This is a genomic window from Paraconexibacter sp. (genome assembly GCF_041602235.1).
In the GTDB taxonomy this organism is placed as follows: domain Bacteria; phylum Actinomycetota; class Thermoleophilia; order Solirubrobacterales; family Solirubrobacteraceae; genus Paraconexibacter.
On record NZ_JBFIGP010000005.1, the window covers coordinates 19,284 to 37,313 of the forward strand.

The 18,030-nt window shown below is 72.0% G+C and carries 18 protein-coding genes; 14 read left to right on the forward strand and 4 right to left on the reverse strand.

Features of this window, described 5'->3' with window-relative positions; translation table 11 throughout:
- Positions 1-16: 16 nt before the first annotated feature.
- The 14 genes from ABYE80_RS00835 to ABYE80_RS00900 all read left to right on the forward strand — a co-directional run bounded on the left by ABYE80_RS00835 (position 17) and on the right by ABYE80_RS00900 (position 14,375).
- On the forward strand, positions 17-988 hold the full coding sequence (locus ABYE80_RS00835) for an electron transfer flavoprotein subunit alpha/FixB family protein (RefSeq protein WP_372787915.1): 972 nt from the start codon (positions 17-19) through the stop codon (positions 986-988).
- Entirely contained in the window at positions 985-3,204 is a 2,220-nt protein-coding gene (locus ABYE80_RS00840; protein ID WP_372787916.1) for a (Fe-S)-binding protein, read from the forward strand. Before ABYE80_RS00835 ends, ABYE80_RS00840 begins: the two co-directional genes overlap by 4 nt.
- Positions 3,201-3,662, forward strand: coding sequence for a hypothetical protein (locus ABYE80_RS00845; protein WP_372787918.1), 462 nt, complete (start codon positions 3,201-3,203; stop codon positions 3,660-3,662). Before ABYE80_RS00840 ends, ABYE80_RS00845 begins: the two co-directional genes overlap by 4 nt.
- A complete protein-coding gene (locus ABYE80_RS00850) occupies positions 3,662-4,117 on the forward strand; it encodes a hypothetical protein (RefSeq protein ID WP_372787919.1) in 456 nt (151 codons plus the stop codon). Before ABYE80_RS00845 ends, ABYE80_RS00850 begins: the two co-directional genes overlap by 1 nt.
- Positions 4,114-4,563 carry a glycine cleavage system protein GcvH gene (gcvH, locus tag ABYE80_RS00855; RefSeq protein ID WP_372787921.1) on the forward strand — a complete coding sequence of 150 codons (450 nt, stop codon included), beginning with the start codon at positions 4,114-4,116 and terminating at the stop codon, positions 4,561-4,563. The genes ABYE80_RS00850 and gcvH overlap by 4 nt, the downstream gene beginning before the upstream one ends.
- 5 nt (positions 4,564-4,568) lie before the next feature.
- On the forward strand, positions 4,569-5,021 hold the full coding sequence (locus ABYE80_RS00860) for a glycine cleavage system protein H (RefSeq protein ID WP_372787922.1): 453 nt from the start codon (positions 4,569-4,571) through the stop codon (positions 5,019-5,021).
- A 4-nt stretch (positions 5,022-5,025) separates the two neighbouring features.
- The gene (locus ABYE80_RS00865) at positions 5,026-5,730 is read left to right on the forward strand and encodes a Rieske (2Fe-2S) protein (RefSeq protein WP_372787924.1); all 705 of its coding nucleotides are present in this window, start codon (positions 5,026-5,028) and stop codon (positions 5,728-5,730) included.
- Positions 5,731-5,738: 8 nt separating this feature from the next.
- Positions 5,739-6,113: a YidH family protein gene (locus tag ABYE80_RS00870; protein ID WP_372787925.1), complete on the forward strand. Its 375-nt coding sequence runs from the start codon at positions 5,739-5,741 to the stop codon at positions 6,111-6,113.
- 1 nt (position 6,114) lies between these two features.
- On the forward strand, positions 6,115-6,444 hold the full coding sequence (locus ABYE80_RS00875) for a DUF202 domain-containing protein (protein ID WP_372787926.1): 330 nt from the start codon (positions 6,115-6,117) through the stop codon (positions 6,442-6,444).
- 135 nt (positions 6,445-6,579) lie between these two features.
- Positions 6,580-7,980 carry a rhodanese-like domain-containing protein gene (locus tag ABYE80_RS00880; protein WP_372787928.1) on the forward strand — a complete coding sequence of 467 codons (1,401 nt, stop codon included), beginning with the start codon at positions 6,580-6,582 and terminating at the stop codon, positions 7,978-7,980.
- Positions 7,977-9,488: a 4Fe-4S dicluster domain-containing protein gene (locus ABYE80_RS00885; RefSeq protein WP_372787929.1), complete on the forward strand. Its 1,512-nt coding sequence runs from the start codon at positions 7,977-7,979 to the stop codon at positions 9,486-9,488. Before ABYE80_RS00880 ends, ABYE80_RS00885 begins: the two co-directional genes overlap by 4 nt.
- Positions 9,489-9,507: 19 nt before the next feature.
- Positions 9,508-12,477 carry a molybdopterin-dependent oxidoreductase gene (locus ABYE80_RS00890; RefSeq protein ID WP_372787931.1) on the forward strand — a complete coding sequence of 990 codons (2,970 nt, stop codon included), beginning with the start codon at positions 9,508-9,510 and terminating at the stop codon, positions 12,475-12,477.
- An 8-nt stretch (positions 12,478-12,485) separates the two neighbouring features.
- Positions 12,486-14,021 carry a SulP family inorganic anion transporter gene (locus ABYE80_RS00895; RefSeq protein ID WP_372787932.1) on the forward strand — a complete coding sequence of 512 codons (1,536 nt, stop codon included), beginning with the start codon at positions 12,486-12,488 and terminating at the stop codon, positions 14,019-14,021.
- 3 nt (positions 14,022-14,024) lie between these two features.
- On the forward strand, positions 14,025-14,375 hold the full coding sequence (locus ABYE80_RS00900) for an ArsR/SmtB family transcription factor (RefSeq protein WP_372787934.1): 351 nt from the start codon (positions 14,025-14,027) through the stop codon (positions 14,373-14,375).
- A 28-nt stretch (positions 14,376-14,403) separates the two neighbouring features.
- Here the strand turns inward: ABYE80_RS00900 and ABYE80_RS00905 are convergent, their stop codons facing one another.
- The 4 genes from ABYE80_RS00905 to ABYE80_RS00920 form a co-directional block, all read right to left on the reverse strand.
- Positions 14,404-15,309, reverse strand: coding sequence for a metal ABC transporter permease (locus ABYE80_RS00905; protein WP_372787936.1), 906 nt, complete (start codon positions 15,307-15,309; stop codon positions 14,404-14,406).
- Positions 15,309-16,550 (reverse strand): iron chelate uptake ABC transporter family permease subunit, encoded by a 1,242-nt coding sequence (locus ABYE80_RS00910; protein WP_372787937.1) that lies wholly within the window; start codon positions 16,548-16,550, stop codon positions 15,309-15,311. Before ABYE80_RS00910 ends, ABYE80_RS00905 begins: the two co-directional genes overlap by 1 nt.
- The gene (locus ABYE80_RS00915; RefSeq protein WP_372787938.1) at positions 16,538-17,323 is read right to left on the reverse strand and encodes a metal ABC transporter ATP-binding protein; all 786 of its coding nucleotides are present in this window, start codon (positions 17,321-17,323) and stop codon (positions 16,538-16,540) included. The genes ABYE80_RS00910 and ABYE80_RS00915 overlap by 13 nt, the downstream gene beginning before the upstream one ends.
- A partial coding sequence (locus ABYE80_RS00920) for a metal ABC transporter solute-binding protein, Zn/Mn family (RefSeq protein ID WP_372787940.1) occupies positions 17,320-18,030 on the reverse strand: 711 nt, incomplete at its 5' end. The genes ABYE80_RS00920 and ABYE80_RS00915, both read right to left, overlap by 4 nt.

Here is an 18,030-nt window from a genome sequence, read left to right on the forward strand (position 1 = left end):
GAGGAGGAACACGATCATGGGCAACGACATCCTTGTGCTCGTCGAGCACCACGCGGGAGCGGTCCACGACTCCGCCGCCGAACTGCTGGGCAAGGCGCGGGAGCTGGCGGCAGCCACCGGTGGGGAGGCGCTCGCCGTGCTCCTGCACGACGGCTCGGCCGCGTCGCTCGCGTCCGGCCTGCCCGCCGACCGCGTGCTGTCGGTCGAGCACGAGGCGTTCGCGCACTTCCTGCCGGAGGCGTACGTCCTCGCGATGGCCGGCCTCATGGCCGACCGCGACCCGCGGCTCACGCTGGTCGCCAACACCACGGTCGGCATGGACCTGGCCGGCTCCCTGTCGGCCCGCACCTCGGCGCCGCTGGCGGCGTACTGCATCGGGCTGGAGGTCGAGGGCGACGTCGTGGTCGCCACCAACCAGGTCTTCGGGGGCAAGCTGCACGCCGAGGTCGAGATGCCGGGTGGCATCGCGTCGGTGGTCGCCGGGGCGTTCCCGCCCGCGGAGGGTGCCGGCGGCGCGACCGTGGAGAGCGTCGGCGCACCCGACGGGCTCGGCAACCTGCGCATGCGGTTCCTGGCCCGTGTGGAGCCCGAGACCAGCGACGTCGACATCACCGCCCAGGACATCCTCATCTCCGTGGGCCGCGGCATCGGCGGCGACGAGAACATCGAACTGGCCGAGGATCTCGCCGGTGCGCTCGGCGGCGTGGTCAGCGCGTCGCGCCCGGTGGCGGACGCGGGCTGGCTGCCGAAGACCCGGCAGGTCGGCAAGTCGGGCCGCAAGGTGAAGCCCAAGCTCTACATCGCGTGCGGCATCTCCGGGGCCCCCGAGCACCTCGAGGGCATGCGGGATGCCGACCTGATCATCGCGATCAACACCGACGAGAACGCGCCGATCTTCGACGTCGCCCACTTCGGGACGACCGAGGACCTGTTCGACGTGGTCCCGGCGCTGACCGAGGCGCTCGAGGCCGCCGCTTCGGCCGCGTGATCACGGAGCCCGGAATGTTCGTGCTGGCCGCCGCCGAGGAGACACGCGAGGTCTTCGAGAACGTCGCCACCTGGGAGAAGGGGCTCTTCTACGGGTTGGCGCTGATCTCGACGCTCGTGTTCCTCGGCGGCTTCGGCCGCCGCGTGCGCAAGTACCGCAGGGGCCGGCCCGCGTACCGCTTCGATCACCTGCCGCGCCGGATCGTCCGGGCCGTCTCCCGGATCTACGCGCAGGCCACCGTGTCGCGCGGCAAGCGCAACGGCATCGTGGGCGTGGCCCACGGGGCCGTGATGTGGGGCTTCACCGCGCTGCTGATCGGCACCACGATCCTGGCGATCGACACCGAGTTCGTGCGCCTGTTCTGGGGCGAGGACGCCTCCTTCTTCAAGGGTCCGTTCTACCTCACCTACTCGGTCCTGCTCGACATCCTGGGGCTGGCGTTCGTGGCCGGGGTGATCACCCTGGGGGTGCGCAGGCGCAGCAAGCCGCCGACCCTGGACTACACCCGCGCCCAGGAGCCGGAGCACGGGTACGACCGCGGCGGCATGCGCCGTGGCGACTGGCTGTTCGTGGGCCTGCTGCTCGGGCTCGGCCTGACCGGGTTCCTCGGCGAGGGGCTGCGGATCCGGGCCAACGGCTTCCCGGACTTCGAGGAGTGGTCTCCGGTCGGCTACACGATCGCGAAGGGCATCGAAGGCGTCGGACTCGGCGCGGCGACGGCGAGCGACCTCCAGCACGTCAACTGGTGGGTGCACGCGGTGATGGCCCTGGGGTTCGTGGCGCTGATCCCGTTCACCAAGGCGATGCACCTCGTGCTGGACTTCGCGAACCTCGCGTTCACCGACCCGACCTCCGCGCGCAGGCTCCCGCGGCCGGCCCCGGCGCCCGCCTCCGGCAACGGATCGCCGCCGACGATGCCCAACCCGGGGATCCTCGCCCTCGAGGACCTCACGTGGAAGGAGCTGCTGAGCCTCGACGCCTGCACGAAGTGCGGTCGCTGCCACCAGGTCTGCCCGGCCAAGGCCTCCGGGGCGCCGCTGTCGCCGCGGGACCTCATCCTCGACCTGCGCCAGTGGGTCGACAGCAGCGAGGGCATCCCGGCGGTCCTCGACCGCGAGGCCCGGCCCGAGGCCGACGGGCCGCGTGCGCCGCAGGGGACCCCGGTCGCGGGCGGGGTGATCCCGTCGCAGACGTTGTGGGCGTGCACCACGTGCATGGCCTGCGTGGAGGTCTGCCCGGTGGGCATCGAGCACGTGCCCACGATCGTCGGGATGCGCCGCCAGCTCGTGGACGGCGGCGACGTCGAACCGATGCTGCAGCAGACGCTGCAGAACTTCGCGCAGCAGGGCAACTCCCACGGCAAGTCCTCGCGCATGCGCGCGCGCTGGACCAAGGGCCTGGACTTCAAGATCCCGGACGCCCGCAAGGAGCCCGTCGAGTACCTCTGGTTCGTCGGCGACTTCGCGTCGTTCGACGAGCGCTCGCAGGAGGCATCACGCCGGGTCGCCACGATCCTCCACGAGGCCGGGATCTCGTTCGGCCTGCTCCACGACGGGGAGCGCAACGCCGGCAACGACGTGCGGCGCGTCGGGGAGGAAGGGCTGTTCGAGCTGCTCGTCGAGCAGAACCTCGCCGCCTTCGAGAGCGCGGAGTTCCGGTCGATCTTCACCACCGACCCGCACTCCCTCAACACGCTGCGCAACGAGTACCCGGAGTTCGGGGACATGCGCCCGGTCGAGCACTACACGGAGCTGCTCGTGCGCCTGCTCGACGAGGGAGCGCTGCAGGTCGACCGGCCCACGGGCGCCCGCGTCACCTACCACGACCCCTGCTACCTCGCCCGGTACAACGGCGTGACCGACGCCCCGAGGAAGCTCCTGGCCGCGTCGGGGGCGCACCTGGTCGAGATGCCGCGCAACGGGGCCAACACGTTCTGCTGCGGGGCCGGCGGCGGCCGCATCTGGATGGACGACTCGAAGCTCACCGAGCGTCCGAGCGAGCAGCGCATCAAGGAGGCCATGGGCCTCGGCGAGCTCGACTACTTCGTCGTCGCCTGTCCCAAGGACCTCGCGATGTACTCCGACGCGGCCAAGACCGTGGGGGCGCCGTTCGAGGTGATCGAGATCACCACGCTGCTCGAGCGCGCGCTCGTGCGACCGGAGCCGGTCGCCGTCGGCGCCGCCCCCTCCGATCCGGCGCAGGCGGAGACGTCATGAGCAGGGAGCTCGCCTCATCGCTCCCGCCCGAGGTGGCCCGTGGTCTCGCGGCACGGCTGCGCGATGCGGCGGCGGCCGCCGACAGGCTCGCCGACTTCAGCTTCGCCGAGCACGACACCGTCCCGCCCCCGGTGCTGCGCGACGGAGAGGAGCGCGCCGTGGCCGGCGACTTCGTGGGGCGAGCGCTGCACGCCGCGACGGATCCCCTGGGCGGCCGGATACTCCACGCGGCGGTCGGCGACGGCACGCCGATCGAGGAGCTGACGGCAGCCACCGGGCTTCCCCGGCTCGCGGTGCTCGAGCGGGTGTACGAGCTGCTCCAGCTCGGTCTGGTCGCACGGGACCTCCAGGCCGACACCGTGGTCGCCACGGGGGCGGGCCGCGCGCTGGACCAGGTGGTCTCGGAGCTCGCCGACGACGTGTCGGACTGGCTACGGGCGCGCAGGCGGTCCGAGTGATGCGCTGCCCGCTGTGCAGCTTCGACGGACCGCGCTCGCAGGTGCACGCCCACCTCGTGGACGATCACGCCGACCACGTCCGGACCTGGATGGACGACACCGGCCGCATGCGCTACGAGGTCACCTGCCCCGTGTGCGGCGACGCGCACATGCATCGCGTCAAGCCCCGCGGCAGCGATCCGGAGTTCCTGAGGGTGTTCGCCGACGAGATCCGCCTCGTCGCGTTCGACATGCTGCTCTGTCACGTCGAGGCCGAACACGCCCCCGAGGCCGCGGCGGCCGAGGCACAGCCCGGTGCGCCGTTCCCCGCCGCGGGCCCGGGCGGTGGTCGCGGCCGTCCCGGGGACGGCGTCGTCCCGCTGCCGCCGGGCATGCCCGCCCCGACGCCGGGACCGCTGGACCGTGTCGGCGGCGTCGACGTCAAGACCTGGAAGCCCGACAAGGAGGACCGATGAGCGCGGTTCGCGGCTGTGACATCCCCGAGGACCTCTACTACCTGATCGACAAGCACGTCTGGGCTCGCCGTGAGGGCGATCTCGTCGTCGTCGGCCTGACCGACGTGGCTCAGAACATGGCGAGGTCGATCATCTCCGTCACCGTGAAGAAGACGGGCAAGAAGCTGGCCAAGGGCAAGAGCGTGGGCACGGTCGAGAGCTCGAAGTGGGTCGGCCCGGTCCCGGTGCCCGTCGCGGGGGAGATCGTCGAGACCAACGACGCGCTGAAGTCCGATCCGACGCTCCTGAACCGCTCGCCCTACGGTGACGGGTGGATCGCCAAGATCGCCCCGGACGACTGGGACACGGACTCCGTGGACCTCGAGACCGGCCGGGAAGGCGTGGCCGCCTACGAGGCGTTCCTCGAGGCCGAGGGCATCGTCTGCGACGACGAAGGTGGCGACTAGGTCAGGTGCTCGTCCACGCCGGCTGCGCCGTCCCGGAGGAGTACCTCTACCACCTCGACTACGACTGCTGGGTTCGGCTCGAGGAGGACGGGACGGCCCTCCTGGGTATGACCGACATCGCGCAGACGCGGTGCGGCAAGATCGTGTCGATCACCTTCAAGGCGCTCGGTCGCCGGATCGCGCGCGGTCGTACCGTCGCGGTGATCGAGAGCGCGAAGTGGGTCGGTCCGTTCCCGGCGCCGCTGTCCGGCACGCTCGTCGCCACGAACGCCGAGGGCTTCGCCGCCGATGGCCTGATCGCCAACCGCGACCCGTACGGCGCGGGGTGGCTGGCCCGCATCGAACCGGACCGCCTCGACGACGAGCGCGGCGACCTGGTCACCGGGGTGGAGGCCTTCCCGCACTTCCGCGAGGTCATCGAGCGCGACGAGATCTCCTGCATGCGCTGCGCGGACTAGGGCCGTGCCCGGCGATCCACAACCCCGGGCGCTGCTGCTGCGCACGCGCGACGAGCTCGTCGAGCGGCGGGCGCAGAAGGTCGCCGCGCGGCTGGGCGCGCAGGCCCTGCTGGTCACCGCGCCGCCCGGGCAGCAGGCGGGAGGAGAACCCGTCGGGCTGCTGGTCGAGCTCGAGCTCGAGGGGGCGGTGGAGACGATCGCGGTGTGGCGCCAGGCCCGGCCGGACCTGGCCATCGTCGGCTACCTCTCGACGCCGGAGCCGCAGGTCTGGGCGGCGGCGGAGTCGGCGGGGGCCGACGGCGTCACCACCCGGGGCCGCGCGGACCGCGAGCTGGAGCGGGTGATCACCGACCGCCTCTCGGGGGCCCGGGCGGCACGGCGCCTGCGCGCACTGGACTACCGCGACGTGGCGGGACGGCTGGGGTTCGTGGGGCTGCTCGTGGACACGCCCGTCGGGGACATCGCGCTGTTCCACGTCGGCAACGCGGTGCACGCGGTGAGCGCCCGCTGCCCGCACGCCGGCGCCGACCTGTGCCACGGTGAGGTCGAGGGGGACGTCGTCACCTGTCCACGGCACGGCAGTCAGTTCCGCGTCAGCGACGGGGAGCGGGTGCGTGGCCCTGCCGACCTCGGCCTGGCGAGCTTCGCGACGGTCGTCGAGTCCGGTGTCGTCTACGTGGAGCTGCCCGATCCCGCCGGTGAGCGATGATCGACGCCATGACACGCCGCGACCGCGGCCCCGCGCTCGACGAGCTCGGGGAGCCGCCCGACCCCCGCTTCACGATGGCCAACGAGCGCACGCTGCTGGCCTGGAACCGCACGGCGCTGGCGCTGATCGTGGCCGGACTGGCCGCCGCGCAGCTGCTGGACATCGGGTCGCGCGGCCTCGTCGCGGCGCTCGCCGTCGGGATGGTCGGGCTCGGCGTCGCCCTGAGCGTCACCAGCCTCGGGCGCTGGCGGCGGGCCGAGCAGGCGATGCGGCTCGGACGCCCGCTCCCGGAGTCCGGCGTGCACGCGGTGCTCGTCCTCGGGGTCGTGGCGATCGGCGCGCTGGCCGTGACCGTCGTGCTCGTCGACACGTTCGGCATCTGAGGTGAGCCCCGACAGCCACAACCATCCGTCGCTCGCCCGCGAGCGGACGGTGCTGGCCTGGGGACGGACCGGCCTCGCGCTCATGGCCACCGCGGCGCTCAGCCTCCGCGCCGGCGTGCTGGAGGGCTCACCGGCCGCGGTCCTCGCCGCGTTCGCCGCGCTCGGCGGCGTGGTGGTCGGGGTCGCGGTCAGCCGTCGCGCAGGCCGACGGCCGGTGGTGTCCGACCTGGCGGCGATCGCGCGGGACGTCCGCACACTGGTCGTCAGCATCGCGCTCACGGGCGCGGCGGCGCTGGTCCTGGTCGTCGTCAGCGTCCGTGACGCGTCCTGAGCCGCGTCGCATCCGCGGCACCTTGACACTCTTGAGCATTTGCCCGTATGGTCGAACAGGCGAGAGGATGCGGGTCAGGGCCGCGCCATGAGGGTGGCGGCTGCCCAGGGCTGAACGACGTACGAAGGGAGCTGCATGATCTTCCGGCAGGTCATCCACGACGATCTCGGCTGTGCGTCCTACCTCGTCGGCGACGAGAACGCCGGTGTCGCCGCCGTCGTCGATCCGCGGTTCGAGATCGACGAGTACCTCGAGCTCGCGCGCTACATGGGCGTGTCGATCGAGCACATCCTGGAGACCCACAACCACGCCGACCACGTCAGCGGTCACGGTCGGCTCGCGTCGGCGACCGGGGCAACGATCCACGTCCACCGCGACGCGGAGCCCGACTACGACCACGAGCCGTTCGACGACGGCTGGGAGCTCCAGGTCGGATGCGTCAAGATCCGCGCGCTCCACACGCCGGGGCACCGCCCGGAACACACCGCCTTCGCGCTGATCGACACCCGGCGCGGTCCCGAGCCGTGGGCCGTCCTCAGCGGGGACACGCTGTTCGTCGGTGACGTGGCCCGACCCGATCTCGCGATCGAGAAGTCCGAGGGCGCACGCGGCATCTTCCGGTCGCTGCACGACAAGATCCTCGGCCTCGAGGACGACGTCGAGGTGTGGCCCGGCCACCTCGGCGGGTCGATGTGCGGCGGTCCCGGGATGGACATGAAGGTGTCCTCCACGATCGGGTACGAGCGCAAGCACAACCCGATCCTCGCGATCCGCGACGAGGACGAGTTCGTCGAGCAGGCGCTCGCCAAGCTCGGCGAGCAGCCGCCGAACTTCCAGGCGATCGTCGCGCTCAACCGCGGCCCGCTGCTCACCGACGGTGTCGAGATGCTGCCCCTCGCCCCGCGGCAGGTCGAGCAGCACCGGGCGGAGGGCGCACTGCTCGTCGACGTCCGCACCGACCTGCAGTTCGACGAGGCGCACATCCCCGGGGCGGTGTGCATCCCCCGACACATCGCCGGGTTCGGGTCCAAGCTCGCCTGGATCGCCGACCGCGAGAAGCCGATCGTCTTCATCGGCCGCGACGACGACGACGCGCGAGAGGCCGGCAGGCTCGCGCTCGCCGTCGGGATGCGCCGCCTCGCCGGGTACCTGCACGGGGGCATGACCTCGTGGCGGCAGGAGCGCCGCCCGGTCGACCGCGTCGAGCGGATGGAGGTCGCCGACCTGGCGCGGCGCCAGTCCGGCGACGATCCGGTCCAGATCCTCGACGTCCGCACGCAGAGCGAGTACGCGGCCTGCCACATCCCGGGGTCGGTGCTGACCACCTACCACGACATCGAGGGCATCCCCGACGGGATCGACCCGACGAGGGCGATCGCGGTGATCTGCGCCTCCGGGCAGCGCGCGGCGGTCGCGGCCAGCCTCCTGGGGCGCTACGGCGCCACCGACGTCATCCACGTGGTCGACGGCGGTGTGCCGGCGTGGAGCAGGGCAGGCCATCCGACGGAGCAGGAGCGGGCGGTCGCAGCGACGTGACCAAGATCGGGTTCGTCCTCGACCAGCGGTCGTGCATCGGCTGTCACGCCTGCACGGTCGCCTGCAAGCAGGAGCACGGCGTCGAGCTCGGGGTCTTCCGGACCTGGGTGAAGTACGTCGAGACCGGGACCTTCCCGGACGTCAAGCGCAACTTCTCGGTGATGCGCTGCAACCACTGCGAGGACGCGCCGTGCGTGGCGATCTGCCCGACCAAGGCGCTCTTCAAGCGTGAGGACGGGGTCGTCGACTTCGACAGCGACCGCTGCATCGGCTGCAAGGCGTGCATGAACGCCTGCCCGTACGACGCGCTGTACATCGATCCGCAGACCCAGACCGCGGCCAAGTGCAACTTCTGCGCGCACCGGCTCGACGAGGGGCTGAAGCCCTCGTGCGAGATCGTGTGCCCGACGCAGGCGATCACCAGCGGCGACCTCGACGACCCCGACTCGGAGGTCTCGCGGCTGATCGACACGGTGCCCTCGCGCGTGCGCGCGCCCGAGCAGGGCACGCGGCCGCAGGTGTTCTACCTCGGAGTGCACGACGCGGCGATCGATCCCCTGGCGATCGCGCAGGGCAGGGAGTACCTGTCGCAGATCCCGGACTCCCAGCGGGAGAAGCTGCGGCCGCTGAAGGACGAGGGAACCGCGACGACCGTCTCCGACATCGCCCACCCGCCGCCGTGGGGATGGAAGGTCTCCAGCTACTTCCTCTCCAAGGGCGTCGCGGCCGGCGCGATGATGCTCGCCGTCCTGCTGCTGGTGGTCGGCGCGGACGGCTCGGCGCTCGCCGACGTCGTGCCGGGCGCCGTGGCCCTCGCCGGGATCGCCGTGACCGGGCTGTTCCTCGTGTGGGACCTCAAGCAGCCGACCCGGTTCTACTACCTGTTCACCAAGCCGCAGCGGCGGTCGTGGCTGGCGCTCGGGGCGCAGGTCATCAACCTCGCCGCGATCGTCGCGCTCGTCTTCACCGTGGCCGCGATCCTCGATCTCGACGGGCTGCGCGACGCGCTGCGCTGGGCGATGGTCCCGGCCGGCGCGGCCCTGGCCGGGTACACCGCGCTGCTGTTCAACCAGTGCGAGGGCCGCGACCTGTGGCAGAGCCCGCTGCTGCTGCCGCACACGATCGTCAACGCGCTGCTGGCCGGGGCCGGGACGCTCGCGGTCGCCGCGCTGTTCTTCGACGTGTCGGCCGACATCGAGGACGCGCTCGCCTGGTCGCTCGGGCTCGCGGCGGCGCTCAGCGGTGCGATCGCGCTCCTGGACGCCTACGGCCGGCACCCGACGCGGCAGGCGGAGCGCGCGGCGAAGAACCTGCGCCGCGATCTCTACGCGCGACCGTTCCGGGCCGGGCTGCTGCTCGGGGCGCTCGTTCCTGCGGCCGTCGCCGCCGCGGTGCTGGCGGGGGCGCCGAGCGCGCTGCTGGCCGGTGGCGGGGTCGTGGCCCTGGTCGGACTGTGGTTGTACGAGGACGCGTGGGTCCGTGCCGGGCAGAGCGTTCCGCTGAGCTGAGAGGACACGAGGAGAACCCATGGGTGGCATCGAGCGCAAGGGGGCACGGCGGCCGACCGGGTACGGCGCGCAGGACAAGCGGTTCGAGACCTACCCGCCGCACGATCAGTGGGACGCGTGGAAGGCCAACGACCCGCAGGCCTGGCCCCGGAGGGTCCAGCGCGAGTACATGATCGTGCCCACGGTCTGCTTCAACTGCGAGTCCGCGTGCGGGCTCACCGCCTACGTCGACAAGGAGACCTTCGAGGTCCACAAGCTCGAGGGCAACCCGCACCATCCCGGGTCCCGCGGCCGCAACTGCGCCAAGGGGCCCGCGACCATCAACCAGATCAAGGACCCCGAGCGGATCCTCCACCCGCTGCGCCGCAAGGGACCGCGCGGCGGAGGCGGCTGGGAGCGCGTGAGCTGGGACCACGTGCTCGACACGTTCGCCGAGCAGCTCAACGCGGCGTTCTCGGCCGACCGTCCCAACGACGTCATGTACTTCGTCGGCCGCCCGGGGGAGGACGGCTTCGCGGACCGGTTCCTGGAGACGTGGAACTGCGACGGCCACAACTCGCACACCAACGTCTGCTCCTCCGGCGGGCGCGCGGGCTTCGGGTTCTGGTCGGGGACCGATCGGCCCTCGCCCGACTACGCCAACACCAAGTTCGCGCTGCTGATCTCCTCCCACCTGGAGGCCGGCCACTACTTCAACCCGCACGCCCAGCGGATCATCGAGGGCAAGCACCGCGGGGCGAAGATCGCGGTCATCGATCCGCGCCTGTCGAACACGGCGTCGATGGCCGACTACTGGCTGCCCGCCTGGCCGGGGACCGAGGGCGCGGCGCTGCTGGCGATCGCGAAGATCCTGCTCGACGAGGACCTCTACGACAAGGACTTCGTCCGGCGCTGGGTCAACTGGCGCACCTACCTGCAGCAGGCCGACCCGGCCGCCGAGCTGACGTTCGACAACTTCATCGTCGCGCTCAAGAAGGAGTACGAGCAGTACACGCCGCGGTTCGCCGAGCAGGAGACGGGCATCCCGGCCCAGACGCTCGTCCAGGTCGCGCGGGAGATCGCGGAGGCCTCGCCGGCGTTCACCTCACACATCTGGCGTGCGGCGGCGGCCGGCAACCTGCACGGCTGGCTGGTGACCCGCGCGGTGATGCTCCTCAACGTCCTGACCGGATCGGTCGGCGCGGTCGGCGGCACGTCCCCCAACGCGTGGAACAAGTTCATCCCGGCGCCGTGGAAGAAGCCGACGTCCAACACCCAGTGGAACGAGCGCAACTGGCCGCGCGAGTACCCGCTGGCGCACAACGAGATGAGCATCCTGTACCCGCACATGCTGCTCGACGACCGGTTCACGCAGCCGGTCCTGCTCACCCGTGTCCTCAACCCGATCTGGACGTACCCCGACGGCTACTCGTGGATGCGGGCCCTGCGCGACGAGCAGCGGGTGGGACTCCACGGCGCGCTGACACCGACCTGGTCGGAGACCGCCTGGTGGTCGGACTACGTGCTCCCCATGGGCCACGGGCCCGAGCGTCACGACACGCACTCCTACGAGACGCACTCCGGCCGCTGGCTGGGGTTCCGCCAGCCGGTGCAGCGCGTCGCGATGGAGCGCCTCGGTCACGAGGTGGAGTTCACCTACGAGGCCAACCCGGGCGAGGTCTGGGAGGAGGGGGAGTTCTGGATCGAGCTGTCCTGGCGCGCGGACCCGGACGGGTCGCTGGGCATCCGCCAGTACTACGAGTCCCCCTACCGGCCGGGCGAGAAGATCCGCCTGGAGGAGTACTACCGGTGGATGTTCGAGAACTCCGTCCCCGGCCTGCCGGAGAAGGCGCAGGCGCAGGGGATGGAGCCGCTGGAGTACATGCGGCGGTTCGGTGCGGTGGAGGTCTCGCGGGACGACTACGCCCAGCACGAGGAGGAGGTCGCAACCCCCGAGGGCGCGACCGTCCAGGGGCTCGAGGAGACCGTGACGCTTCCGGAGATGAGCCCGACGCACATGCCGCTGACCGGGCGGGGCGACCGTGTCGCCGTGATGGTCGACGGCGTCGCCCGCAAGGGGTTCAACACCGTCTCGCGCAAGCTCGAGCTGTTCCAGCCCGACCTGGCCGAGTGGGGCTGGCCGGAGGTCGCCACGCCGACCTACGCGCGCACGCACGTCCACCACTCGCTGATCGACCACGAGCGCGGTGAGTACGTCCTGATGCCGACCTACCGGCTGCCGACGATGATCCATTCACGGTCGGGCAACGCGAAGTTCCTCAACGAGCTGTCGCACACCCACCCGCTCCTGGTCTGCCCGCAGGACGCCGAGCGCATCGGCGTGCAGGACGGGGGCCTCGCGCGGGTCGAGACCGAGATCGGCTTCTTCGTCATCAAGGCGATGGTCACCGAGGGCATCCGGCCCGGGATCGTGGCCGCGTCCCATCACATGGGCCGCTGGCGCCTGGCGGAGACCGAGGGGATGGCGCGGTGGTCCTCGGCCCTCGTGACGATGGAGGAGGCGCAGGACACGGTGCTGTTCCGTCAGGTCCACGGCGTCCAGCCCTGGGAGTCGGAGGATCCGAGCTCCAGCCGGGTGTGGTGGAACGATGCAGGGGTGCACCAGAACATCACCTTCCCCGTCCACCCGGATCCGATCAGCGGGATGCACTGCTGGCACCAGAAGGTGCGGGTGACCGCGGCGCGGGAGGACGACCGGTACGCGGACATCTTCGTGGACTTCAAGAAGGCGCGCGAGGTGTACCGCAAGTGGACGTCGGTCGCGCGGCCGGCCGCCGGGGATCTGCGCCGGCCGATCTGGCTGTTCCGTCCGGTCAAGCCGGTCCTGGACGCCTACGCCCTGCCCCAGGACGAGGCCACGCGTGCCGCCCGCGAGCGGATGGAGCGCGGCGAGCACCCCGACGCCCGCGAGCTCCACAAGATCCTGGACTGGTCTCCAGAGGCGGTCTGGGGGGCCGCGCCCCAGGCCCAGGTCAGCACCACGCGCTGAGCGGTCCGATGGCGGACACCGCAGATCGCCCGCGGGCTCCCGCCCCGGCACGTGGGCGCAGGTTCGCCCGGGCCGACCTCCTCGCCGGGTTCACCGTCGCGCTCGTCCTGATCCCGCAGTCGCTCGCGTACGCGGAGCTGGCGGGCATGCCGCCGGAGCGCGGGCTGTACGCGGCCACGATCGCGCTGCTGGTGGCGGCGCCGCTGGCCTCCTCGCGCTACCTGCAGACCGGCCCGGTGGCGGTCACCGCCCTCCTGACGTTCGGCGCCCTGAGCACCCAGTCGGCCCCGGGCAGCGCCGAGTACGTCGCGCTGGGGCTCCTCCTCGCGGTGATCGTCGGCCTGGTGCGCATCGCCATCGGCCTCGCGGGGGCGGGGGTGATCGCCTACCTGATGTCCCAGCCGATGCTGATCGGCTTCATCCCGGCGGCCGCGATCCTGATCATGTCCTCGCAGGTGCCCAACGCCTCCGGATCGGACCCGCCGGACGGCGCCGTGGTGGAGCGTGCGCTGTGGGCGCTGGGACACCCAGGGACGTTCGAGCTCGCGGCGGTGCTCATGGCCGTGGGCACGGTCGTGCTCGTCTTCGCCGGCCGCCGCTGGCATCCGCTGTTCCCCGGTGTGCTCGTGGCCGTCGTCGTGGCCGTGGTCCTCAGCGAGCTGCTCGGATACGGCGGGGTCGTCGTCGGTGAGATCCCCGTCGGTGCCCCGCCGATCTCGCTCGACCTGCCGTACGGGGAGATCGGGGCGCTGCTCATCCCGGGGACGATCATCGCGATCGTCGGCTTCGCCGAGCCCGCGTCGATCGCGCGCCGGTTCGCGGCCGAGGACCGCGACATCTGGGACGCCGACCGCGAGTTCGTGAGCCAGGGGGCCGCCAACGTGGCGGCGGGGCTGAGCGGCGGCTTCCCGGTCGGCGGATCCTTCTCCCGCAGTTCGCTGAACCGCCTGGCCGGGGGCCAGAGCCGCTGGAGCGGGGCGGTGACGGGTCTCGTCGTGCTCGCCGTGCTGCCGGTCGCCTTCCTGCTCGAGCCGCTGCCCAAGGCGATCCTCGGTGCCGTGGTCATCTCCGCGGTGCTCCCGCTGGTGCAGTTCGGTCCGTTCGCCGAGCTGTGGCGGCGGTCGAAGCCCGCGTTCCTGGTCGCGGCGTCCACGTTCGCGGCGACCATCCTCTTCGAGCCGCACGTCGAGCGGGGCGTGCTGGTGGGGGTCGGGCTGTCGATCGCCGTGCATCTCTGGCGCGAGCTGCGTGTCGATCTCCGCTGCTGGGTCGAGGGGGACACCCTCCACGTCCGACCGTCGGGAGTCCTGTGGTTCGGTGTCGCCCAGGCGATGCAGGAGCGCATCCTCGCCGAGCTGGCGGCGCGGCCCGACGTGCGGCGGCTCGTGGTCCATCTCGACGCCGCCGGGCGCTTCGACATCACGGCGGCGATGGCGCTGCGCTCGGCGTTCGACGATGCGAGGGCCGGGGGCGTGGAACCCGCGCTCGCCGACGTCCAGGAACGCGACCGCAGGCTGACCTGCATGATCGACGCGGAGGCCTGAGCCGTGGCGCTCCCGAGTCCCATCCCCGCCGAGCTCGCCGAGGTGATCGCCCAGCGGCTGCGCGCGATCGGGGATCCGATGCGCATCCGCGCGCTGGACCTGCTGCGGGACGGCGAGCGGTCCGTGGCGCACACCGCGCAAGCCCTCGGCACCAGCCAGCAGAACGCCTCCAAGCACCTCGCCGTGCTGTCGCAGGCCGGACTGGTGCAACGCCGCAAGTCGGGGACCACGGTCTGGTACTCCGTCGCCGACCAGTCGGTGTTCGACCTGTGCGAGCAGGTCTGCGGTTCCATCCAGCGCCAGCTCACGGAGCGCGCGGCGCTGATGGAAGGCGCTGCCCCCGCGGGTCGCTGACGCGAACCTGCGGGTCCTCCGGGCGTCGTCAGCCGCGCGCCGCGAGCGCCGTGCGCATCGCCCGGCGGCGGCGCCGCCGTTGCAGGGACCGGGCCAGCAGCCCGTAGCGCGGCGAGGCGAACAGCGCGATCGTGAAGCAGCCCGCGGCGACGAGGCCCATCGCCCCGGCGATGGAGGCGTCGGCCTCGATCGCCAGCGTGTGGCCGCCGGTCGCGCTGACCCAGCCGATCGCCACCGTGGTCGCGACCATCACCCAGAGGCGGTCGGTGAGCAGGTAGGCGGTCGCCGCCGGGACGATCAGCATGGTGACGACGAGGATCGCGCCGACGGACTCGAAGGCGGTCACCGCGGTCATGGCGACCGCCACCAGGAGGAGCCGGGAGAGCAGGATCGGGGGGATGCCGACCGTGCGGGAGAACTCGGGGTCGAAGGTCGTGACCTTCATCTCCTTCCACGTGAGCGTGATCAGGAGCAGGTTCACCGCCGCCACCGAGCCCATGATCACGATCGAGCGGGCGACCTCGGCGCCGAAGAGCGTCCAGGTGTCGAACGGGGCGAACGCGATCTCGCCGTAGATGGTGGAGTCGAGGTCGAGATGCGCGCCGCTGGCCCAGCGCGTCACGCCGATCACGCCCAGCGCGAACAGGGCGGGGAACACGAGGGCGATCGCCGCGTCGCTCTTGACCAGCCCGGTGCCGCGCAGGGCGTCGATCGCCAGGACGCAGACGATCGCGAACAGCCCGGCGCCCGCGATGACCGGTAGGGGCGCCCGCGTCTCGAACAGCAGGTACACGAGCACGATGCCGGGAAGGACGGCGTGCGACACGGCATCGCTCATCAGCGCGACACGTCGCAGGATCAGGAAGGGCCCCAGCAGGCCCGCCGCCGTGGCCACGAGCCCGGCGGTGAGGATGATCACGAGGTCGTCGCTCATCAGCGACCCCCCGCCGCCAGGGCGCTCAGGCGGTCGGCGTACTCGTCGCCGAGGCTCGCCCGGAGATCGGTCGGGTCCGGCTCCCGCGCGTCGGGCAGCTCGAGCCGCCAGCCGTGCTCGAGCCACGCGCTCCACAGCTCCCGGCGCTCGAGGACCGCGTGGGCGGCGGCAGCACCGGGCTCGGAGAGGTAGAGCCTGTCGCCGTCACGGGCCAGCATGCCGGCCCGGTCCAGATCGCGAAGCGCCGCGCGCAGCGCGCGTGCCGGACGGCCGCTCGCCTGCGCGAGCTCGACCGCGGTCGGCGGTGGGCCGGCGTGGATCGCGGTCTCCAGGTCCACGAGCACGCTCTCGGCCAGGGTGCGGCGTCGGGCGGCGCGGAGCTTGCGGGCCCGCCACAGCACGCCGCGGTGTGGGGCCGCCAACACGCACAGCACGACGAAGCCCACGGCGACGAGGACGATCACCGGCCCCGTGGGCAGCTCGCCCCGGGAGGAGATGAGCGCGCCCGTGACGCCGACCGCGGCCCCGATCAGCGCAGCGACCGGGATCACGAGGGAGAGGCGGTGCACCAGCTGGCGCGCGGCGACGGCGGGGGCGACGAGCATCGCGACCATGAGGATCGCTCCGACGGTGCGGAGGCCGACGATGACGGCGACGACCAGCAGCATCGTCATCAGGACCTCCAGGACGCGGACCGGAAGCCCGACCGATCCGGCGAAGCTCGGGTCGAAGAGCGTGGTCTTGAGCGGGCGGAACGCGAGCGTCACGAGGGTCAGCGAGCAGACCGCGAGCGCCGCCATCACGACGAGGTCGCGTTCGAGCAGTCCGGCGGCCTGCCCGAAGAGGTACTTCTCGAGGCCGGCCTGGTTGGCGTTGTCGGTGCTGGCGATGTAGGTGAGCAGCACGATCCCCAGCGAGAAGAAGCTCGACAGCACGACGCCGATCGCCGCGTCGGGCCGGATCCGGCTCGTGCGCTCGATCCCGACCATGAGCAGCGCGCCGACGAGTCCGGCGAACGCAGCGCCGACGAGCAGCGTGCTCGCGTCCTTGGCCCCGGTGGCGAGGAACGCGATGCAGACCCCGGGCAGCGCGGCGTGGGCGAGGGCGTCGCCGACGAGGCTGCGTTCGCGCAGCACGGCGAACACGCCCAGCGCCCCGGCCGTGAGCCCGAGCAGCGTGGCGCCGACGACCACGACGGCGTCGGTGTAGTCGAGCGGCAGCAGGTCGATCAGCCAGCCCACAGCGCCTCCGCGTCGTCGGCGGTCACGGTGGCCGCGCCGTAGGCCCGGCGCAGCGTCTCGGGGGTCAGGACCTCATCGACGGGGCCGCTGGCGATCGCCCGGACGTTCAGGAGCAGGACGTGGTCGAACACCGATCGCACGGTCCCGAGGTCGTGGTGCACGACGATGATGGACCGGCCCTCGTCGCGGAGCTCCCCGAGCAGGCCGAGGATGCTCGCCTCGGTTCGCGCATCCACGCCGGCGAACGGCTCGTCCATCATCATCACCGGTGCCTGCTGGGCCAGGGCGCGTGCGATGAACACCCGCTGACGCTGCCCGCCCGAGAGCTGACCGATCTGCCGGCCGGCGAAGTCCGCCATGCCGACGCGGTGCAGGCACTCGTCGATGAGGGCGCCCTCGCGGCGGGCCACGCGCCGGAACCACCCGGTCTGCGGATAGCGACCCATCTCGACGACCTCACGCACGGTGATGGGGAAGTCCCAGTCGACGCTGTCGCGCTGCGGCACGTAGGCGACCCTGTCGCGGGCCGCCTTGACGGGCCGTCCCTCGATCAGCGACTGACCGGCGTCGGACGGGATCAGGCCCAGCGCGGCCTTCAGCAGCGTGGACTTGCCCGCCCCGTTGGGTCCGACGATGGCCGACAGGGCGCCGTCCGGGAACCGCGCGTCGACGTCCCACAACACGGGGCGCGCGCCGTAGGAGACGGTCAGGCGGCGGACCTCCAGCGGGGCCGGTGGCGGCGCGACGGGAGTGGGCTCGGCGTGCGTGCTCATCGTGAGAGCGCCTCGGTGATCGTGTCGGCGTTCGCGCGGACCATGCCCACGTACGTCCCTTCGACCGTGCCCTCGTCCCCGGCGGCGTCGGTGTACAGCTCGCCGCCGATACGGGCGGTGTGCCCCCGGCTCTTGGCGGCCGCGAGCACCGCCTCGATCGTCTGGCGCGGGACGCTCGACTCGATGAAGGCGGCGGGGATCTTGCGGGCGGCGAGCAGCGCGGCGACGCGCCGCACGTCGGAGGTCGTCGCCTCCGACGCGGTCGAGATCCCCTGGATCGCGGCGACCTCCATCCCGTAGCGCTTCCCGAAGTACTCGAACGCGTCGTGCGACGTCACGAGCAGGCGCCGGTCCTTCGGGATCTTCGCGATCTGCTGCTCGACGTAGGCGTCGGTCTCCCGCAGCTCGGCCGTGTAGCGGGCCAGGTTGGCCTCGTAGGTCGCCGCGTGCTCGGGGTCCTTCTCCTTCAGGGCCGCCGCGACCGTTCCGGCCGCCACGATCCACTTCTCGACGTCGAACCACACGTGGGGGTCGTACTGCTCGCCCACGACGTTGGCGGGCGGGTCGAGCAGGTCCTCCCGCAGGATGTCCTTGGTGATCGCCACGGTGGTCTGGCGCTCCGCGAGGTCCTCGAGGAGGTCGCCCATCTTGCCTTCGAGCTGGAGGCCGCCGTAGATGATCACGTCGGCGTCGCGCAGCTTGCGCAC

What these genes read in the sequence shown, in the direction of transcription:
- gcvH (WP_372787921.1), top strand. Translation starts at nt 4,114, where the DNA reads ATGAGCGCGGTTCGCGGCTGTGACATCCCCGAGGACCTCTACTACCTG.
- ABYE80_RS00870 (WP_372787925.1), top strand. Translation starts at nt 5,739, where the DNA reads ATGACACGCCGCGACCGCGGCCCCGCGCTCGACGAGCTCGGGGAGCCG.
- ABYE80_RS00890 (WP_372787931.1), top strand. Translation starts at nt 9,508, where the DNA reads ATGGGTGGCATCGAGCGCAAGGGGGCACGGCGGCCGACCGGGTACGGC.
- ABYE80_RS00880 (WP_372787928.1), top strand. Translation starts at nt 6,580, where the DNA reads ATGATCTTCCGGCAGGTCATCCACGACGATCTCGGCTGTGCGTCCTAC.
- ABYE80_RS00915 (WP_372787938.1), bottom strand. Translation starts at nt 17,323, where the DNA reads ATGAGCACGCACGCCGAGCCCACTCCCGTCGCGCCGCCACCGGCCCCG.
- ABYE80_RS00905 (WP_372787936.1), bottom strand. Translation starts at nt 15,309, where the DNA reads ATGAGCGACGACCTCGTGATCATCCTCACCGCCGGGCTCGTGGCCACG.
- ABYE80_RS00845 (WP_372787918.1), top strand. Translation starts at nt 3,201, where the DNA reads ATGAGCAGGGAGCTCGCCTCATCGCTCCCGCCCGAGGTGGCCCGTGGT.
- ABYE80_RS00895 (WP_372787932.1), top strand. Translation starts at nt 12,486, where the DNA reads ATGGCGGACACCGCAGATCGCCCGCGGGCTCCCGCCCCGGCACGTGGG.
- ABYE80_RS00835 (WP_372787915.1), top strand. Translation starts at nt 17, where the DNA reads ATGGGCAACGACATCCTTGTGCTCGTCGAGCACCACGCGGGAGCGGTC.
- ABYE80_RS00850 (WP_372787919.1), top strand. Translation starts at nt 3,662, where the DNA reads ATGCGCTGCCCGCTGTGCAGCTTCGACGGACCGCGCTCGCAGGTGCAC.